Origin of the sequence: Christiangramia crocea (genome assembly GCF_022410465.1) — a bacterium.
In the GTDB taxonomy this organism is placed as follows: Bacteria; Bacteroidota; Bacteroidia; order Flavobacteriales; family Flavobacteriaceae; genus Christiangramia; species Christiangramia crocea.
This window is the reverse complement of sequence record NZ_JAJSON010000009.1, coordinates 173,362-190,749: the sequence shown is the minus strand read 5'-3', so window position 1 is coordinate 190,749 and position 17,388 is coordinate 173,362. Positions and strand designations below refer to the sequence as shown.

General features: G+C 41.7%; 17 protein-coding genes. 6 read left to right on the top strand and 11 right to left on the bottom strand.

The window, feature by feature from the left end; all coding sequences use genetic code 11:
• Positions 1-33: 33 nt before the first annotated feature.
• The 3 genes from LU635_RS03420 to LU635_RS03410 form a co-directional block, all read right to left on the bottom strand.
• Positions 34-555 (bottom strand): hypothetical protein, encoded by a 522-nt coding sequence (locus LU635_RS03420; RefSeq protein ID WP_240096202.1) that lies wholly within the window; start codon positions 553-555, stop codon positions 34-36.
• Between the two features lie 153 nt (positions 556-708).
• A complete protein-coding gene (locus LU635_RS03415) occupies positions 709-2,301 on the bottom strand; it encodes an ATP-dependent DNA ligase (protein WP_240096200.1) in 1,593 nt (530 codons plus the stop codon).
• Positions 2,298-3,320, bottom strand: coding sequence for a ligase-associated DNA damage response exonuclease (locus LU635_RS03410; RefSeq protein ID WP_240096198.1), 1,023 nt, complete (start codon positions 3,318-3,320; stop codon positions 2,298-2,300). Before LU635_RS03410 ends, LU635_RS03415 begins: the two co-directional genes overlap by 4 nt.
• 152 nt (positions 3,321-3,472) lie before the next feature.
• Here LU635_RS03410 and LU635_RS03405 point away from each other — a divergent pair, with 152 nt between their 5' ends.
• Entirely contained in the window at positions 3,473-3,904 is a 432-nt protein-coding gene (locus LU635_RS03405) for a tellurite resistance TerB family protein (protein ID WP_240096196.1), read from the top strand.
• On the opposite strand, the gene fbp is transcribed toward LU635_RS03405, so the two are convergent.
• Positions 3,901-4,923 carry a class 1 fructose-bisphosphatase gene (fbp, locus tag LU635_RS03400; protein WP_240096194.1) on the bottom strand — a complete coding sequence of 341 codons (1,023 nt, stop codon included), beginning with the start codon at positions 4,921-4,923 and terminating at the stop codon, positions 3,901-3,903. The genes LU635_RS03405 and fbp overlap by 4 nt on opposite strands.
• 184 nt (positions 4,924-5,107) lie before the next feature.
• Between fbp and LU635_RS03395 the strand changes: the two genes are divergently transcribed.
• The 5 genes from LU635_RS03395 to LU635_RS03375 all read left to right on the top strand — a co-directional run bounded on the left by LU635_RS03395 (position 5,108) and on the right by LU635_RS03375 (position 10,166).
• On the top strand, positions 5,108-5,596 hold the full coding sequence (locus tag LU635_RS03395) for a GNAT family N-acetyltransferase (protein WP_240096192.1): 489 nt from the start codon (positions 5,108-5,110) through the stop codon (positions 5,594-5,596).
• 138 nt (positions 5,597-5,734) lie between these two features.
• Positions 5,735-6,211, top strand: a complete 477-nt coding sequence (locus LU635_RS03390) for a GNAT family N-acetyltransferase (RefSeq protein WP_240096190.1) — start codon at positions 5,735-5,737, stop codon at positions 6,209-6,211.
• Positions 6,211-7,461: an aspartate kinase gene (locus LU635_RS03385; protein WP_240096281.1), complete on the top strand. Its 1,251-nt coding sequence runs from the start codon at positions 6,211-6,213 to the stop codon at positions 7,459-7,461. Before LU635_RS03390 ends, LU635_RS03385 begins: the two co-directional genes overlap by 1 nt.
• A gap of 41 nt (positions 7,462-7,502) precedes the next feature.
• Complete coding sequence (locus LU635_RS03380) at positions 7,503-9,311, top strand: GNAT family N-acyltransferase (protein WP_240096188.1); 1,809 nt, start codon at positions 7,503-7,505, stop codon at positions 9,309-9,311.
• Positions 9,312-9,518: 207 nt separating this feature from the next.
• Positions 9,519-10,166, top strand: coding sequence for an SDR family oxidoreductase (locus tag LU635_RS03375; RefSeq protein ID WP_240096186.1), 648 nt, complete (start codon positions 9,519-9,521; stop codon positions 10,164-10,166).
• A gap of 5 nt (positions 10,167-10,171) precedes the next feature.
• On the opposite strand, the gene LU635_RS03370 is transcribed toward LU635_RS03375, so the two are convergent.
• From LU635_RS03370 to serS, 7 genes are all read right to left on the bottom strand, one after another.
• Positions 10,172-10,558: a VOC family protein gene (locus LU635_RS03370; RefSeq protein WP_240096184.1), complete on the bottom strand. Its 387-nt coding sequence runs from the start codon at positions 10,556-10,558 to the stop codon at positions 10,172-10,174.
• A 5-nt stretch (positions 10,559-10,563) separates the two neighbouring features.
• On the bottom strand, positions 10,564-11,550 hold the full coding sequence (locus LU635_RS03365; RefSeq protein WP_240096182.1) for a 2-hydroxyacid dehydrogenase: 987 nt from the start codon (positions 11,548-11,550) through the stop codon (positions 10,564-10,566).
• Between the two features lie 122 nt (positions 11,551-11,672).
• Positions 11,673-13,022: a magnesium transporter gene (mgtE, locus tag LU635_RS03360; protein WP_240096180.1), complete on the bottom strand. Its 1,350-nt coding sequence runs from the start codon at positions 13,020-13,022 to the stop codon at positions 11,673-11,675.
• Complete coding sequence (gene rsmA, locus LU635_RS03355; protein ID WP_240096178.1) at positions 13,003-13,836, bottom strand: 16S rRNA (adenine(1518)-N(6)/adenine(1519)-N(6))-dimethyltransferase RsmA; 834 nt, start codon at positions 13,834-13,836, stop codon at positions 13,003-13,005. Before rsmA ends, mgtE begins: the two co-directional genes overlap by 20 nt.
• 42 nt (positions 13,837-13,878) lie before the next feature.
• Positions 13,879-14,187 (bottom strand): DUF4286 family protein, encoded by a 309-nt coding sequence (locus LU635_RS03350; protein ID WP_240096176.1) that lies wholly within the window; start codon positions 14,185-14,187, stop codon positions 13,879-13,881.
• 25 nt (positions 14,188-14,212) lie between these two features.
• Complete coding sequence (locus tag LU635_RS03345) at positions 14,213-15,997, bottom strand: tetratricopeptide repeat protein (protein ID WP_240096174.1); 1,785 nt, start codon at positions 15,995-15,997, stop codon at positions 14,213-14,215.
• 102 nt (positions 15,998-16,099) lie between these two features.
• Positions 16,100-17,371 carry a serine--tRNA ligase gene (serS, locus tag LU635_RS03340; protein WP_240096172.1) on the bottom strand — a complete coding sequence of 424 codons (1,272 nt, stop codon included), beginning with the start codon at positions 17,369-17,371 and terminating at the stop codon, positions 16,100-16,102.
• Positions 17,372-17,388 lie beyond the last annotated feature (17 nt).

Sequence of the window (17,388 nt, the reverse complement as noted above, 5' to 3'; positions counted from 1 at the left end):
ATATTGAAGGTTACCTGTTTTTGATTAAACTTTTTAAATCCTTCCATTTTGAGTTCCCTCTTCCCTCGGGACGAGTTTTTGTTGGTTTTCTTTATATAACTGAGGATAATGTTGCTTTAAAAATTCATTCCTAATCGAATCCATCTGCCGTATCTGTTCCTGAAAATGTCTGGACATCATCCGGTTGCTGAAAAAGTCATCTTCAAAGAAATTCGGGTCCCCATAAAGGCTATCATTTAGAAAGGAATTCATCAAGCCCGAATGACCGCTCATTTGCTCGTTATAAAAGAATCGCCTGAAATTTTTGAAAATTTCATCAACACCTTCGTTGTAAATAGTGTCTCCCTCCACCGTACTATAGGAGTAGACATAAGTGGAATCATAACTGATCAAATTGCCATTTTCATCAAATTCCTTATCAACTTTCCAGTTGCCTTTCGGGATGGCAGATTTGTCAGTTTCAGTTTTAAGATCATCATTCTTTTTCTCCTTGTCCTGAGCATTGCATCCGGCAAAGCTCAACATAAGCATCAGTAATAGAATCCTGGTTCTCATAACAATACCTATTTAAATTTGACAGAAAAATTAAAAACTAACGCAAAAAATTTTTACAACTTAAATACCAAATTAAAACTCAGTTTTCTTAATTTTTTTCTAAAATTAAGAATAGACCTCACAGGCTTTTGAAACCGGTGAGGTATTAATGATCTAAGGGATGAGGGCTTTAAGATCTTCGAGGGTATTGGCCTCTTCTATCTTTTTATCGGTTCTCCATCTTAGTATTCTAGGAAACCTGGTAGCCACCCCGCTCTTATGCCTTTTTGACTCGGCTATTCCTTCAAAGGCAATCTCAAAGACATGATGTGGCGTCACACTTCTAACCGGACCAAATCGTTCCAGGGTATTTCTCTTTATCCATGCATCAAGCTGACGGAATTCCTTATCTGTAAGTCCGGAATATGCCTTGGCAAAGGTCACCAGCTCCTCCTTCTCTTCATCCCAGAGTCCGAAGGTATAATCGGTAAAAAGATTACTTCTTCTTCCATGCCCTCGCATGGCATAGGTTAGCACCGCATCTATGGTTAATGGTTCTACCTTCCATTTCCACCAGTCACCTTTTTTTCTTCCAACAAGATAAGGGGAATCGAGACGTTTCAGCATTAATCCTTCAGACATTACTTCCCTGGCATTTTCCCTTTCTGCGGCCGCTTCTTCCCAGTTCTTAAAACTGATGGTTTCAGAGAGATGTAACGGGATCCCTTCCGGAGACACTTCAGTATAGAGCCGTTCCAGGATCTCCCGTCGTTTTCCGAAGGCCATATCCCTGATATCATTACCATCCCACTCAAGAATATCATAGACTTTAAGAATAACAGGGGTCTTTTCCAGCAATTTGTTTGTGATATTCTTTCTGCCAATTCGCGTTTGAAGGTCCTGGAAAGTGCCTATCTTCCCTTTTGGAAATGGCAGGATCTCTCCGTCAAGTACCGTCCCGTTCGGGATTGGACCTACAAAATCTTCAAATTCCGGATATTTATCAGTTACCAGTTCTTCGCCCCGGCTCCAAACAAAAAGCTCGTCATTCCTGATTATCACCTGTGCCCTTATCCCATCCCATTTGTGCTCTGCCCTCCATTCTGCAACATCCCCCAGGCTGGCAGGTTCATCTTCTATAGCATAGGCAAGGTAAAAAGGGTAGGGTTTTGAAAGAAAATCTTCTTCATGCTCTTCAAGAATAAGCTTATTGAAAGATATCTTTGACGGGTCCCAGTTACCCATCATTTTATAAGCAAGTATATCCTCGTCTATATCGGTAGCCCTGGAAAGGGCTCGTGTCATGAGCTTCTGGCTAACACCAATCCTGAAACTACCGGTGATAAGCTTTGTAAAAACGAATCGTTCATAATAATTCAGATTTAACCAGTTCTCAAACAGGTATTCTTTCTTTTCCTCATCCGGCTTCTTTTTTAGATCGATAATTTCCTGAAGAAACTGGTTCAGACTTTTTTCGGTCGACTTTTCAGAACGCGGGATCACCAAGGCGATGGTCTCGGCCAGATCACCTACGATATGATAGGATTCCTCGAACAACCACAACGGAATACCGGCCAGTTGGGAAGCCCATTCCCTCATTAGAGTTGTATTAACGGGACGGGGTGGCCTTCGATGGCTCAAAATGGCAATGGTCCACACCTTATCCTTTGGTGGAGCCTTCCTGAAATATTCAGTAAGTGCTTCCACCTTTAAGCTGGTCTTATTGGTACTGTCCAGAGTTTTAATTAATTCAGCAAATGCCTTCATGCCGATTCCCTTTCATTTTCACTTTCCAACTGGGCGGTTTCTCCTTCATACTGGGTCTGTTCGGTTCGGGCGTCATAACCCTGTTCCCTCAGGAATCTTGAAAAAATATCTGTATATCCATGGGTGCAGATCACTTTTTCACAATCTGTTTCTTTAATGGATTCAAGCAATCCCTGCCAGTCACAGTGGTCGCTCAGCACAAATCCCTTATCTATCGCCCTTCTCCTTCGGGCTCCCCTGAAGGTCATCCAGCCGCTGGCCGAAGCAGTTACATAGGGAACCATTTTCCGTATCCAGTTAGAGCCATGGGCACTGGGTGGGGCAAGCACCATATTACCCTTAATTTCTTCTTTTCTGGTCTCTCTCGTGATACGTGTGGTTTCAGGAAATTCAACCTGAGTTCGCAATACATCTGTCATGTTCTCTATAGCTCCATGAGTATAGACCTTGCCGATAGAAGTATCCAGATGTTTAAGCAAACGCTGGGCTTTACCTAAAGAATATCCGAATAGAACAGAAGTCTTCCCGTCATCCCTGTTCTGTTGCCACCAGTTATTGATATCTTCCATTACCTGGTCCTGGGGAGTCCATTTGAATGCAGGTAAACCAAAGGTACATTCAGTAATAAAAGTATGACATTTTACAGGCTCATAGGGCACGGCCACTCCGTCATCTTCCGTCTTGTAATCGCCGGTAAAAACCCACACCTCCCCTTTGTATTCCACCCTTATCTGTGAAGAACCAATAATATGACCTGCCGGGTGCAAAGAGAATTTCACGCCACGAATACTAAAACTTTCATTCCATTCTACGCCGCTTACTTCAATATCCCCCAGGCGATGCTTTATAATGGGAACATTGCTTATGTGTGTGATATATTGCTGATGTCCCCAGCGGGCATGATCGGCATGCCCATGTGAGATGATCGCCTTTTTCACAGGCTTCCATGGATCGATATATACATCGGCAAGGGCACAGTAAATTCCCTTTTCATTAAAAGCCAGCAATGGTGTTTTCATAACAATCCTGAAGAATCCTGAATTTAAATAATTGTCATTTCAACCAAAAGAGATTAAGAAAAGATTAGCGAATGATGAACATGAATTTAAATATGCTTTGATACAATTTACTTGGGTGATTAATTATATTTGTAATTATAAAACCAATAAGAATGTCTTTTTCAGATCTATTTGGCTCGGGAGAGCACCTAAGAAATCTTAGTCACTTTGCCTCAATCGTGAATCTTGCCGCTGTGGATGGCGACATTAATATTGAGGAAGAATTACTTTTGAAACGTTTTGCGAGAAAACTCGATATAAGCGAAGATGAATATGAAAAGGTAATTGAAAACCCACTGGCTTTCCCTTTAACAGGTTACAATAGTATAGAAAAAAGGCTGGAGCGTCTTCATGATCTGTTCAAAATAATCTTTGCAGATCACGAGATCGATGATGAAGAAATTGAATTGATAAAACGTTATGCCATAGGTCTTGGCTTCTCAAGTCAGGCTTCTGAAGGCATCATCAACCGTTCTATACAGATCTTCAGCGGTCAGCTTAACTTTGAGGATTACCGTTACTTACTTGAAAAGGAAAATGACTAAGACTCGGTATTAGACTCGGCTTTCTTCATAAATTCCTCAGCTTTTTCTACCATTTTTATGCTTCCGCAGAAGAAAGGCACCCGTTGATGCAGTTCTGTTGGCTTTATATCCATAATTCTCTTAAACCCATCACTGGCCTTACCTCCGGCCTGCTCGGTCAAAAAAGCGATGGGGTTACATTCATATAAGAGCCTGAGCTTTCCATTGTTGGCTTTAGAGCTTTTGGGATACATAAATATACCTCCTTTGATCATGTTACGGTGAATATCCGAAACCATAGAGCCAATATACCGGGATGTATAAGGCCTGTCTCCCTTTTCTTCCTGGCAGTATTTTATATAATCTTTTACGCCCTGGGGAAATTGTACATAATTCCCTTCGTTTATGGAGTATATCTTGCCTTCCTCAGGAAATTTCATGTCTGGGTGTGATAAATACCAGGACCCGAGGGCGGGGTTCAGCGTAAAGCCGTTCACTCCGTGTCCCGTAGTATATACAAGCATCGTGGAAGTTCCATAGATAATATAGCCTGCCGCCACCTGTTTATTCCCCGGCTGAAGAAAATCTTCTATTTGTACCGGAGTTCCCAACGGAGTAACCCGCCTGTAAATTGAGAAGATCGTCCCCACCGAAACATTCACGTCTATATTGGAACTGCCATCCAGCGGATCCATAAGTACCACATATTTGTTCTGATGATCCCCGTTATGACCTTCAATCTGAATAAAATCATCATTCTCTTCTGAAGCTATTCCACAAACGATCTCCCTGTTGGTTAGGGTCTGGATGAATTTATTATTCGCATACACATCCAGTTTTTGCTGATCTTCCCCCTGAACATTGGTCTCCCCGTAAGCGCCAATAATATCCACCAGTCCGGCCTTATTCACTTCATGATTTACCACCTTTGCGGCAAGTCTTATAGAATTGATCAATCTTGAAAGTTCTCCGGAAGAACCGGGGAAATCTGCCTGGTTTTCGATAATGAATTCTCCCAGGGTTTGATTTTTCTTAGGCATGCTATGAATTTGTGGTTATGGCGGCTAAAATATCAAAAATCAGGTTTACTACAACGTTTTCGTAAACAATCTTTAGCATTGTTTACATTTGTTTATAATACTTTTAAAGAACAGGAGCCAAGCCTTAACAAAGTTTTCATACCTGGCTCCAAAAAATGAACAGAAAAAGATAAAATTATTTCGAATGAACATTAAAATAAGAAAAGCTCAGAAAGAAGACATGAGTGACGTGTTGGAACTTATTAATGAACTGGCGAGATTTGAAAAGGAACCTGAAGCAGTGATCATAGATGAAAATGACCTGATAAGGGACGGATTTGGAGAGAATCCCGCATTTCACTGTTTTGTAGCAGAAGCCGATGGAAAAATACAGGGAATGGCGCTTATCTATTTTAGATATTCTACATGGAAAGGAAAGACAGTACACCTTGAGGATCTTATCGTAAGGGAAGAATTCAGAGGGAAAGGCCTGGGCTCTGCTCTTTATACAGAAGTTATAAGATTTGCTGCTAAGGAGAAGGTAAAACGTACCGAGTGGGTAGTTTTAAACTGGAATAAAGATGCTGCCGATTTTTACAGACGAAGCGGAGCAGATGTTATGGAAGACTGGGATACTGTGCAGATGGATGAAGAGGCGATGCATAAATATCTTCAGGAAAAAGGTCTTCTTTAAGATGGTATTAATAAGCTTCTGAGACTCAATCCGTATTTTTGTCTTGATCTATGAAATGAGCCATAGCAACATCCTAAACAAGAATGACAGGATTATTGGTGAATTGCATTTGACCGCTAAACCAAATAAGAGAAACAAATGAAATATACAATACGTGAAGCCCGTCGTGAGGATATGAAAGCCGTTCTGGAACTAATCAAAGAACTGGCAGAACATGAAAACCATCTGGAAGATGTGGAAGTAACCGTTGAAGACCTGGAAAAAGAAGGTTTTGACAATGGTAATTTTAAATGCTTCGTTGCCGATGTCGCCGGAAGGATCGAAGGAATGGCCCTGGTATATTTCAGGTTCTCTACCTGGAAAGGCCGCACCGTTCATCTGGAAGACCTCATCGTGAGGGAAAATATGAGAGGTACCGGGCTTGGGGGAGCACTTTACCAGCAGGTGGTAAAATATGGTCATGATCATGGCGTTAAGCGTATAGAATGGATAGTTTCAGAAGGCAATAAGAACGCAATAGAATTTTACGAAAACACGGGTGCCAAGATCAAGGAAAGCTGGAAGACTGTTCATATGGAAGAAAGCGGCATTAAGAAAAACATAAAAAAGAAGTGATCAAAGTCTTTAAATTTGGAGGTGCATCTGTAAAGGATGCCGATGGTGTAAAAAATCTGATCAAAGTACTTAACGAAACAGGCAACAACAATAAACTTATCGTGGTCTCGGCCATGGGAAAAACCACCAACGCACTGGAAGTGGTTGTAAAGGATTACCTGGAGACCACAAAAGTTCCCGATAGCCTGGATAAGGTGAAAGATTATCATCGGGAGATCATTGAAAAATTATTCCATAGTGATCAGGCACCAGTCTGGTTCAGGACCGAAGCTCTTTTCACCGAGCTTGAAAATTTTCTTCAGCATAACAAATCAACGCAGTACGATTTCGTGTATGACCAGATCGTAAGCTATGGAGAACTCATTTCCACAACCATTGTTAGTGAGTACCTGAATTCTCAGAACATTCCCACGAACTGGCTGGATGCCAGAAATCTTATCAAAACCGATAATACATACCGGGATGCACAGGTAGACTGGGACAAAACACAGGAACTTATCCGTGAAAATGTAGATCCAAAAAAACTAAATATCGTTCAGGGATTTATCGCGGCAGATCCCAATAATTTCACCACTACCCTCGGCAGAGAGGGATCCGATTACTCTGCGGCCATTATGGCCTACTGTCTCAATGCTGAAAATGTGACCATCTGGAAAGATGTTCCCGGAGTACTGAATGCCGATCCTCGTTTTTTTAAAAAGGCTCAGCTTTTAAACAAGATCTCATACGAAGAAGCTATTGAACTGGCCTTTTACGGAGCATCGGTAATACACCCTAAAACCCTTCAACCACTACAAAGAAAGGAGATTCCACTTTTTGTGCGTTCATTCCTTAACCCCTCAGAAGAAGGCACAGCAGTAAGTAAGGGAAAGGGTATTTCTCCAGAGATCCCATGCTTTATTGTTAAAAAAGACCAGGTATTGATCTCACTTTCTTCCCTGGATTTCTCCTTTATGGTGGAAGAGAATATTTCGGAGATCTTCCGGTTATTCCATCAGTATCAAATGAAAGTAGATCTTATCCAGAATTCGGCGATCAGCTTCAGGGTGTGTGTAGACAATAGGTTCAACCATCTGGAAAGCCTCATACAGCACCTAAAAGCAAGATTCAAGGTAAACTATAAGACCGGTGTTTCTTTATACACCATAAGGCATTTCAGTCAGCAGGCTATAGACGAGCTGGAAAGTGGCAAAAATGTACTCCTGAAGCAGCTTACTCAGAATACGGTGCAGCTGGTTACCGAAAACTAAATTTTGATTTCTTATTTTTGGTTAACACAAACCAATCAACCATGGGAATCGTAAGCGCCAAAGAAGTTGCCAATGTAATGAACCTTCGCAAATTTGGATTCCTTGGCACCGGCCTTGGATGGCTAGTTCTTAAAACGACAAAGCTTTCCAGGATCAATAAGGAATATGAGAAAAGAAAGAGCCTGAAGGGAACACATTTTATTGAATCTATCCTTAAGGAATTTGAAATAGATTATGAGATCCCGGAAAAAGACCTTAAACGCATCCCGAAAGAAGGGCCTTTTATTACCATTTCCAATCATCCCCTGGGTGGAATTGACGGAATGATCCTTATGAAACTGGTGCTGGAAAAGCGACCGGATTATAAGATGATTGCCAATTTCCTGCTACACCGGCTGGAACCTTTAAAACCTTATATACTTCCCGTCAATCCGTTTGAAGAACATAAAGATGCTAAATCAAGCCTTGGCGGAATGAAAAAGGCTATTGCTCATCTTAAGGAAGGCAATGCTCTGGGTATTTTTCCTGCTGGCGAGGTATCTACCTATCGCGACAAAAATGTTATAGTAGATAAGCCCTGGGAACCTTCGGCAATGAAACTTATTCAAAAATCGAAGGTACCTGTTGTTCCTATCTATTTTCATGCAAAGAACAGTCTTTTCTTTTACAGGCTCGCATCGATGAGTGATGTGCTGCGAACGGCCAAGTTGCCCAGTGAAATGTTATCCCAGCGGCGCAGAAAAATCAAAGTAAGGGTGGGGCATCCTATTTCGGTGGAAGATCAGCTGGAACATCCTAATCTTGAAGCTTACACCGCATTTTTAAGAAGGAAGACCTATATGCTCGCCAACGCTTTTGAAAAGAAAAAGCTGCTAGGCAGTTTACCAAAGAGCCTGAAGATTCCGCGTTCCCCAAAGGATATTGCGGAAGAAACCAATACTGAACTTATGCGTGCCGAGGTAGAGAACTGCCGAAAGATGGATAAGCGACTCCTGTATAGTAAGAATTATGAGGTATTCCTGGCAAAAAGAGAGGTCATCCCAAATATTCTGAATGAGATAGGACGGCTTCGCGAGATCACCTTCCGTGAGGTTGGTGAAGGAACCAATAACAGCACCGATCTCGACAAATTCGATGAATATTATCATCATCTTTTTCTTTGGGATAATGATGCTCAAAAGATCGCCGGGGCCTACCGTATGGGAATGGGAAAGGAGATCTACGAGACCTATGGCATAGACGGCTTTTACCTGCAGGACCTTTTCAGGTTTGAACCTGAGTTACACAAAATGATGAGCGAGTCTATAGAAATGGGCAGAGCATTCATTATTAAGGAATACCAGCAAAAACCAATGCCTTTATTCCTGCTTTGGAAAGGTATCGTTCACTGTACTCTCAGGTTTCCGGAGCATAAATACCTTATTGGGGGTGTGAGCATCAGTAATAAGTTCAGCAATTTCTCAAAATCGCTCATGATCGAATTCATGAAATCCAATTATTACGATCCTTATGTGGCACAATATGTAAGGCCAAAAAAGGAATTCAAGGTAAAACTGGAAGATGCCGACAAGGACCTTGTTTTTGATGAAAGCGAAGCCGACCTCAACAAGTTTGACAAGATCATAGACGAACTGGAAACAGAAAATCTTAGACTTCCCGTATTGATAAAAAAATATATCAAACAAAACGCAAAAGTGGTGGCCTTTAATGTAGATCCGCTTTTTAATGATGCAGTAGACGGACTGATGTATATTCGAATTGCAGATCTCCCTGAAAGCACTGTAAAACCCGTAATGGAAGAATTCCTGAAAGAACTGGAGGAAAGAGCAGCAGGGAATAATAAGCAATAAGCAGTGATCAAAAACTAAAAGAATACATCCTGACTTAATTAGCATTCTTTCAACATTCAACACTGAGCCTGTCAGTCTCAGCGAGGTCGAAAGGCAATTTTAAACCGTGATCCTGTTAAGATACTGTTATTACTCGCATCTCAGGGTTCAATTTTTTCATTTCCTTCTTATCTTTCTTATATTATTTGAATAAAATTAATTATAACTATGGAAAACATACTTATTGCCGGTGCAACGGGCGCAACCGGAAAAAGGGTAATAGAAATACTTAACAATTCTGAAAGCTTTAACCCGCTGGCGCTTATTCGCAAGGAAGAGCAAAGGCAGATCTTTGACGACATGGAAGTGGAAAGCGTTCTGGGAGATCTGGAAGGTGACGTAAGCCATGTGATGAAAGGAATCGACAAAGTGATCTTTGCGGCGGGTTCGGGAAGCAAGACCGGACCAGACAAGACCATAGCTGTAGATCAGGAAGGCGCGAAAAAACTCATTGATGCAGCAAAGAAGGCTAAAGTGAAAAAATTCATCATGCTTAGTGCGATGAACACTGATAATCCTTCTGCAGTTCCTGAATTGGAACATTACCTCAAAGCTAAAAAAGAGGCTGACGATTATCTTAGGGAAAGTGGTCTTCCCTTTACCATCGTCCAACCCGGAAGACTTAGTGACGACCTTGGACTTGCCAAAGTCAAAGTTGCCGAAAAACTGAACGAAAGAGGCGAGATTTCAAGAGATGATGTGGCATTTATACTAGTAATGTCGCTTGCCGATCCTCTGGTTAAGAACATGTCTTTTGAGGCACTTGAAGGAGATGAACCTATCAAATCGGCTCTTATAGAAATCTCAAATCTCTAGGATTCTTACAGGAAGGCTTTATCGTTGGGTTCCCACAACTCAATTTTATTGCCTTCCGGATCCATGATCCATCCAAATTTTCCGTAATCGTAGGTTTCCATTTCGCCTACAACCTGTACCCCCTCTTCCTTCAAAGTCTCCAGTAGTTCTTCGAGATTTTCTACCCGAAAATTCATCATGAATTGCTTCTCTGATGGCTTATAGTAATCGGTCTTCTCATCCATGGGACTCCACTGGGTGGAGCAATCATTCCCTTCCTTATCTTTCCACCAGAAGGTACATCCATACTGGTCAGTATTCAGACCAAGATACTGGTTATACCATTTTTTGATTTTGTCGGGATCTTTCGATTTAAAGAAAAATCCACCCAGACCGGTCACTCTTTTTTTCATATTTTCTATTCCTTTTTGGCATCGCCTTCTCCAAACTCGGCTATAATCTTATCGGCGATCACCTCCGCCAGCTTTTTATGAGACTCTACCGTCCAACCTGCAACATGAGGACTAAGAATAGTGTGAGGCATAAACATGAGTTCCCTTAGTGCCTCAGGAACAGGATCGGCTGCTCGTACCGCCACATTGTTAGGATTTGAAAATAAACTTTCAAAAGAAGATCTTTCGTATTCCAGTACATCCAGGCCGGCGCCAAGTATTTTCCCTTCCTTCAGGGCTTCAACAAGATCGGCCGTGACCACATTCTTTCCCCTGGCGGTATTTATGAACCAGAAAGGTTTTTTGAATTTGCCAATGAACTCCTTATTTATCATCTGGTTAGTTTCTTCGTTCCATGGCACATGTAAGCTTACCACGTCTGCCTTTTCAAAGAATTCCTCATAACCTACCTGTCTCGCATTCTCATCTGCGATTCCTTCCTTGATATCATAGAAAATAACATCCACATCAAATCCTTTAAGTTTTTTTGCGAATGCTTTTCCCATATTTCCGTAGCCAATGAGAGCTACGGTCTTTCCATCCAGCTCTACTCCACGGTTCTCCTCCCGCTGCCACAAGCCTTCACGTACTTCCTTATCAGCTTTATTGAGTCGGTTAAAAAGCGACAATAGCATTCCCAGTGAATGCTCTCCAACAGCATTTCTGTTCCCCTCTGGTGCCGAGAACAGTTTGATGCCTCGCTCCTCGGCGTAATCAACATCTATGCTTTCCAATCCTGCACCCACCCGGGCGATGAATTTAAGATTGGGGGCGGCATCTATGAATTCGCGGTCTATCTTATAGCGGCTTCTTATTACGATACCATCATAAAGATGCTGATTCTGTAATGTTTCTTCTCTTGTTTGTTCGTAACCTTCGATATTGTGATGTCCTGCCTCTTCCAGTTTTTTCATCAATGTGGGATGATTGGTATCGGCATGCAGAATGATCATTTTTTTTTATTTTCTGTGATTAATATTTAGCAATTTCAAATGTCTCCGGAATTGTTCCGGAGAAACATAAACAACAAATTTAAAGAATGATTTTTACCGACCGAAGAAATCTACAAGGCTTTCTAAAAACCTAAGATAGTTTTGGCGATATAAAAGAAGATAAAAATTCCGCAAATATCGTTACTGGTGGTAATAAAAGGCCCCGTGGCTATTGCCGGGTCAATCCCCTGCTTATCCAGAATTATAGGAACAAAAGTACCTATTAATGCTGCAATTACGATTACTGTTAAAAGAGAGAGAGCAATAGTGAAACTCACCAACTCCGGCAAACCTACAATCAGTCCAAATATTATAACCAGTGATCCCAGAGCCATTCCATTGATCAATGTAAGACCAACCTCTTTAACAAGACGATTGAATAAACTTCCTTTAAGATTATCGTTCGCAAGACCCTGTACTATGATCGCACTGGACTGTACCCCAACATTACCAGCCATCGCAGCGATTAAGGGTGTAAAAAAGAATAGTTCCACATAGTTGGCAAGAGCCTCGTCAAATCCTTTCATTACATATACCGCTCCAAGTCCTCCAAAAAGTCCGAGGATAAGCCAGGGCAGACGTGCACGGGTAAGTCGCCATATGCTGGCATCGGCCTCTACGTCTTCAGAGATACCTGCTGCCATCTGGTAATCCTTTTCGGCTTCTTCTTTAATGAAATCCACAATATCGTCGATCGTAACCCTACCCACAAGCCTGTTCATCTCATCCACTACCGGAATGGCTTCTAGATCATATTTCTGCATGATACGAGCCACTTCTTCCCCCTCGGTATGCACATTCACATAATCAACATTCGGGATGTAGATATCACTGATATTTGCATGGCTGGGAGCTGTAAGAAGATCCTTTAAAGAAAGACGGCCTTTCAGCTTATTCTTGTCATCCACCACATAAATGGAATGTACGCGCGTAACATTTTCAGCCTGTTTACGCATTTCGGTCATACAACCGGTAACGCTCCAGTTCTCATTAACTTTTACAAGCTCTTTTGCCATCAAACCACCGGCAGAGTTCTCATCATAACGAAGCAGCTCAACGATATCATCGGCATGCTGTTCATCTGTCATTTCAGAGATTACATCCTGCTGTAATTCCAGTGAAAGTTCAGAGATGATATCAGCCGCGTCATCGGTATCCATCTCGTTAAGCTCATCGGCTATTTCCTTGGGAGAAAGGGATTCCAGGATACGCTCTCGCCTGTCTACCTCAAGCTCCATAAGAGCCTCAGCCGTTTGCTGGCTATCCAGAAGCTTTACAATGTAAGTTGCCTCTTCAATATCCAGTTCCGTAAGAATTTCGGCAATATCGGCGTGATGCACTTCTTCAAGGTGCAGCAATAATTCCTCATTGTTCTGTTCTTCAATGAGGTACCTTATCTTTTCTATTAATTCTTCACTTATCTGAAACTGCATACGGCTCAATTTTTTGCGTCAGTTCAATAAACTGCTGGAAACTGAGTTGTTCCGGCCGACTGCCAAATATAGCATCTTCCCTTAAATTATCAGGAAGATTAAGGCTTTTTAAACTATTCCTTAAGGTTTTTCGCCGCTGATTAAAGGCTGTTTTCACCACTCTGAAAAGGAGCTTTTCATTACAGGGGAGGCTGAAATTCTCTTTTCTTTTCAGCCGAAGTACACCGCTGTCCACTTTTGGAGGAGGATTGAACACCGAAGGCGGGACGGTAAAAAGATATTCGGCATCATAAAAAGCCTGAACCAGTACGCTTAGTATCCCATATGCTTTACTTCCTTCCTTTTCACAAATTCGTTTGGCCACTTCTTTCTGAAACATCCCTGAAAATTCAGGAATCTGGTCTCTGTATTCAAGGACCTTAAATACGATCTGGGTAGAAATATTATAGGGAAAATTGCCAATTATGGCCACCTGTTCGTCCTTAAAGATCTGTTGCAGATCATGCTTCAAAAAATCCTTTTCATGAATACGACCGCGCAGGTGCAAATAGTTATTCTGAAGATATTCTACACTCTCCGTATCGATCTCAATCACATGAACCTCAACATCCTTTTTTAGAAGGTATTTTGTAAGCACCCCCATTCCGGGACCTATCTCCAGAACCTTATCATAGCCATCATAACTAAGGGTATCGGCTATCTTCTCAGCGATGTTTTCATCTGTCAAGAAATGCTGCCCCAGATGTTTTTTGGCCCTTACAGCCTGATCATCATTTTTGAAAGGCTTAGTGAATTGAGGTTTATGTTTTTTCATAGTATTTATTTATTTCCCATTTCGGGAAAGGAAGAGAAGGGTTTACTGCTCGGTGATCACTTCCAGTTCAGTCCTGAAAGCTACGAACTTACCTTCAAAGGCTTTTGACCTGGACCTCAGGTCTTCGGCATCCTCATTATAATAGCGTTCCAGCATTTCCCTGCTCTCAGTAGTGTACTGTACAGAATAGGTGATACCGCCCATAGGCTCCTGCACCATCACTTTTGTCATCAGGGCCTTGCTGAATTTTTTAGTATCAAGCATATCCGGGATATGCTCTTCTTTCATCCATTTTAGCCATTCATCATGAATATCTTCCTGAACGTTTATGGTAACGTTATAAATGATCATCGGTAAAATTTTAAGTTTTTAGGCACTATTCTATGGTATCCCCACGAAGCAAACGGTATTTTTTCCGTGCTTCCACAAAGTAGATACTGTCAGCAAAGTTAAAGATAATTTGCTCGTAATAGCTTTTTGCCTTCTCCGGATCCTGAAGTTGATTCGCATAAAGCTCTGCCAGAAAATAATAGGCATTATCTGCCAGGATATCTTCTCCAAAAGAATTAATTATAACAAGGTAATTGGCTTCGGCCTTTTTGAAATCGTGCTCTTCTTCATATAATTTCGCCTGCCTGAAAAGAGCCTCATCTTCTATTTTCTCCCCCTTATGGTTCACAAGAATGGAATCAAGAGCCTGGATGGCCTGCAAATTCTTCTTCTGGAAAGCTAGCAGATCGGCTTTTGCGAATTTCTTCAATGCGGTCTGGGTTGAATCTTCAATTGAATTATCGCTTATAAGAAGGCTCAGTTCCATGGCATCATTAGCAATAAGCTGTGAGGTAGATGTCTTTAAAATATCAAGCTGTGTCTTGGCCCACTCAAAATCACCTTTATAATAACTGGTCTTGGCTACCTTGAATCGCGCATTTTGTGCGATCTCATCGTTCTTCACCAGGTTCTGGACCTGTGAATAATAGATAAGTGCCTCATTAAATTTTTCTTGTATCACTAAAATATCGGCCAGGGCCATCTTTACCTTAGCAAGATCAAATTTGGAAGGAGTGATCTCTACTGCTTCTTTCAGAAGTTTGACGGCCACCTCTTTTTTACCTTCCTGGAAAGCCATAAAATTGGCATAGTCTATCTGAAGGTCCAGGGTCTCTGGAGTATATCCGAATTCCCCGAGCAAAGCTCTAAACTCGTTCCCTATAGCAGAGTAATGTTCCGGCCGGGCTGTCTCCTGTTCCAGTTTAAGCAGAAAATGCCTTGCCTGGAGATTGAAAGTTCTGGATGGAGATTGTTCTATCGCATAGCTGATGATCTCTTTGGCCTCTTCGTATGCTTTAGCCTCCCTGGCCAGAAGCGCCAGATTTAGTATTCCCTGCAAATCGTTCTCTCCTCTTTTGAATATGGCCCTTTCCTGCGCAAAAGCCTTGTCAAACTGTTTTTGCTGAACAAAAAGCCAGCTTAGCATTTCATTATAAAGTAGGGAAGGATTTTCCTGAAGTCTTTTCAGTAATAATTTTCTAAAGATTGTATTTGCCTCACTTTGTGAATCCTCTGAAATATAACGGTTGAATTCACGGTTTGCCAGTCCGTAGAACTTCATATCATCTTCAATAAGGTCCAGGTAATTGCTGAACATTTCTTCTATCTTCCCCTGTTCCCCATAGATCCGGGCAAGTTGAAGGTTATAGTTTCTGTCGGCATTAAGGTCCATTGCCCGTTCGTAGGCTTTTGCCGCAAAGTCCAGCAAATTATACTGCTCAAAAGTGCGGGCTATGGCATAGGCATAATTAGGTCTGCCCTCAATAGACTGGAGGGCCTCCTCATAGAATTGGGTAGCTCTTTCGGTAATATCCTGAAGTTCATAATTATGTCCGATTTCTATCAGGATAGAAGGATTATTCGCTGACTTACTCAATCTTTCCACCAGCAGTTTTTCGGCTTCCTCAAATTCTTCCATTTGCTGATAAGAAGCAACAACTCCGTTGAAGTAAACAGGATTGGCAGGATTTCCCTTATATAGCTGCTGATAGACCTTCAAAGCTTTTTCATATTCGCCCTGGTCAAAGAAATTCTTCGCCAGCTGTTCACTTTGGGCAAACAAACCAAGATTTCCCGCTATCAGGAATACTATAAAAAGAAAACAGCGCATAATGTAAATATAAACATTTGCGCTGTTATTAATAATTGGTTAAAATAATTATGTGAAAGAGATCTCACAGATTTTAAAACCTGTGAAGTCTTTTGCAGGCGATCAATCTATCTTATCGAAACCACAGTAAGGCACAAGCACCTCCGGTACATTTATCCCAACTTCAGTCTGATAATTTTCAAGGATTCCGGCAAGCACTCTTGGCAATGCCAGGGCACTGCCGTTAAGGGTATGTACCAGCTCCTTATTATTTTCTTTATCCCTATATCTCAACTTAAGCCTGTTCGCCTGGAAGTTCTCAAAATTTGAAACGGAGCTTATTTCCAGCCAGCGATCCTGTGCTGTTGAGAAAACCTCAAAATCGTAAGTAAGGGCAGAAGTAAAGCCAAGGTCTCCACCACATAATCTTAATATCCTGTACGGAAGCTTTAATTCTTTCAAAAGACCCTTCACATGCTCTGTCATCTTATCCAAAGCAGCATATGAATTCTCAGGTGTTTCCAGTCTTACTATTTCCACTTTATCGAACTGGTGCAGCCTGTTGAGTCCACGTACATGAGCTCCATAAGAACCTGCCTCCCTTCTGAAGCAAGGCGTATAACCCGTACACAATACCGGAAAATCCTTCTCGTTCATCAGGTTATCGCGAAACATATTGGTAATTGGAACCTCAGCTGTCGGGATCATGTAAAGATCATCTTCGGTTATATGATACATCTGACCTTCCTTATCGGGAAGCTGACCGGTTCCAAAGCCTGAGGCCTCATTAACCATCAACGGCATCTGGAATTCGGTATATCCGGCTTCGGTGGCCTTATCAAGAAACCAGGTGATGAGTGCACGCTGCAATCTGGCACCCTTTCCTTTATAGACAGGAAAACCGGCGCCGGTGATCTTATTCCCAAGCTCAAAGTCTATGATATCATATTTTTTAGCAAGCTCCCAGTGAGGAAGGGCTCCTTCGGCCAGTTGCGGAATATCACCTTCACGAAATACCTCTTCGTTGTCTTCTTCATTCATTCCCGCAGGGACTGAGTCATGCGGAATATTTGGAATAGTATAAAGCAGATTCTGAAGATCGGCCACCGCATTTGCCAGTTTTTCTGAAAGTTCTTTAGACTCTTCCTTCAAACGGCTGGTCTTTTCCTTCAGCATATTCGCTTTCTGATGTTCTCCATTCTTGAACATCAACCCAATCTCCTTAGACATCTTATTGGAACTGGCCAGGGTATCATCCAGTTTAGCCTGGGTGGACCTTCTGGTCTCGTCCAGTGTTAATACCTGTTCGAAAATATCTGAAGCATCAAAATTCCTTTTTTTAAGGGCTTTGATATATTCCTCTTTATTTTCTGCAATCTTTGAAACCTGTAACATAAGGCCGGATAATTTAT

Bases quoted from the DNA above. Each gene is read 5' to 3' on its own strand.
- LU635_RS03420 (WP_240096202.1), bottom strand. From the start codon at position 555: ATGAGAACCAGGATTCTATTACTGATGCTTATGTTGAGCTTTGCCGGA.
- LU635_RS03415 (WP_240096200.1), bottom strand. From the start codon at position 2,301: ATGAAGGCATTTGCTGAATTAATTAAAACTCTGGACAGTACCAATAAG.
- LU635_RS03410 (WP_240096198.1), bottom strand. From the start codon at position 3,320: ATGAAAACACCATTGCTGGCTTTTAATGAAAAGGGAATTTACTGTGCC.
- LU635_RS03405 (WP_240096196.1), top strand. From the start codon at position 3,473: ATGTCTTTTTCAGATCTATTTGGCTCGGGAGAGCACCTAAGAAATCTT.
- fbp (WP_240096194.1), bottom strand. From the start codon at position 4,923: ATGCCTAAGAAAAATCAAACCCTGGGAGAATTCATTATCGAAAACCAG.
- LU635_RS03395 (WP_240096192.1), top strand. From the start codon at position 5,108: ATGAACATTAAAATAAGAAAAGCTCAGAAAGAAGACATGAGTGACGTG.
- LU635_RS03390 (WP_240096190.1), top strand. From the start codon at position 5,735: ATGAAATATACAATACGTGAAGCCCGTCGTGAGGATATGAAAGCCGTT.
- LU635_RS03380 (WP_240096188.1), top strand. From the start codon at position 7,503: ATGGGAATCGTAAGCGCCAAAGAAGTTGCCAATGTAATGAACCTTCGC.
- LU635_RS03375 (WP_240096186.1), top strand. From the start codon at position 9,519: ATGGAAAACATACTTATTGCCGGTGCAACGGGCGCAACCGGAAAAAGG.
- LU635_RS03370 (WP_240096184.1), bottom strand. From the start codon at position 10,558: ATGAAAAAAAGAGTGACCGGTCTGGGTGGATTTTTCTTTAAATCGAAA.
- LU635_RS03365 (WP_240096182.1), bottom strand. From the start codon at position 11,550: ATGATCATTCTGCATGCCGATACCAATCATCCCACATTGATGAAAAAA.
- mgtE (WP_240096180.1), bottom strand. From the start codon at position 13,022: ATGCAGTTTCAGATAAGTGAAGAATTAATAGAAAAGATAAGGTACCTC.
- rsmA (WP_240096178.1), bottom strand. From the start codon at position 13,836: ATGAAAAAACATAAACCTCAATTCACTAAGCCTTTCAAAAATGATGAT.
- LU635_RS03350 (WP_240096176.1), bottom strand. From the start codon at position 14,187: ATGATCATTTATAACGTTACCATAAACGTTCAGGAAGATATTCATGAT.
- LU635_RS03345 (WP_240096174.1), bottom strand. From the start codon at position 15,997: ATGCGCTGTTTTCTTTTTATAGTATTCCTGATAGCGGGAAATCTTGGT.
- serS (WP_240096172.1), bottom strand. From the start codon at position 17,371: ATGTTACAGGTTTCAAAGATTGCAGAAAATAAAGAGGAATATATCAAA.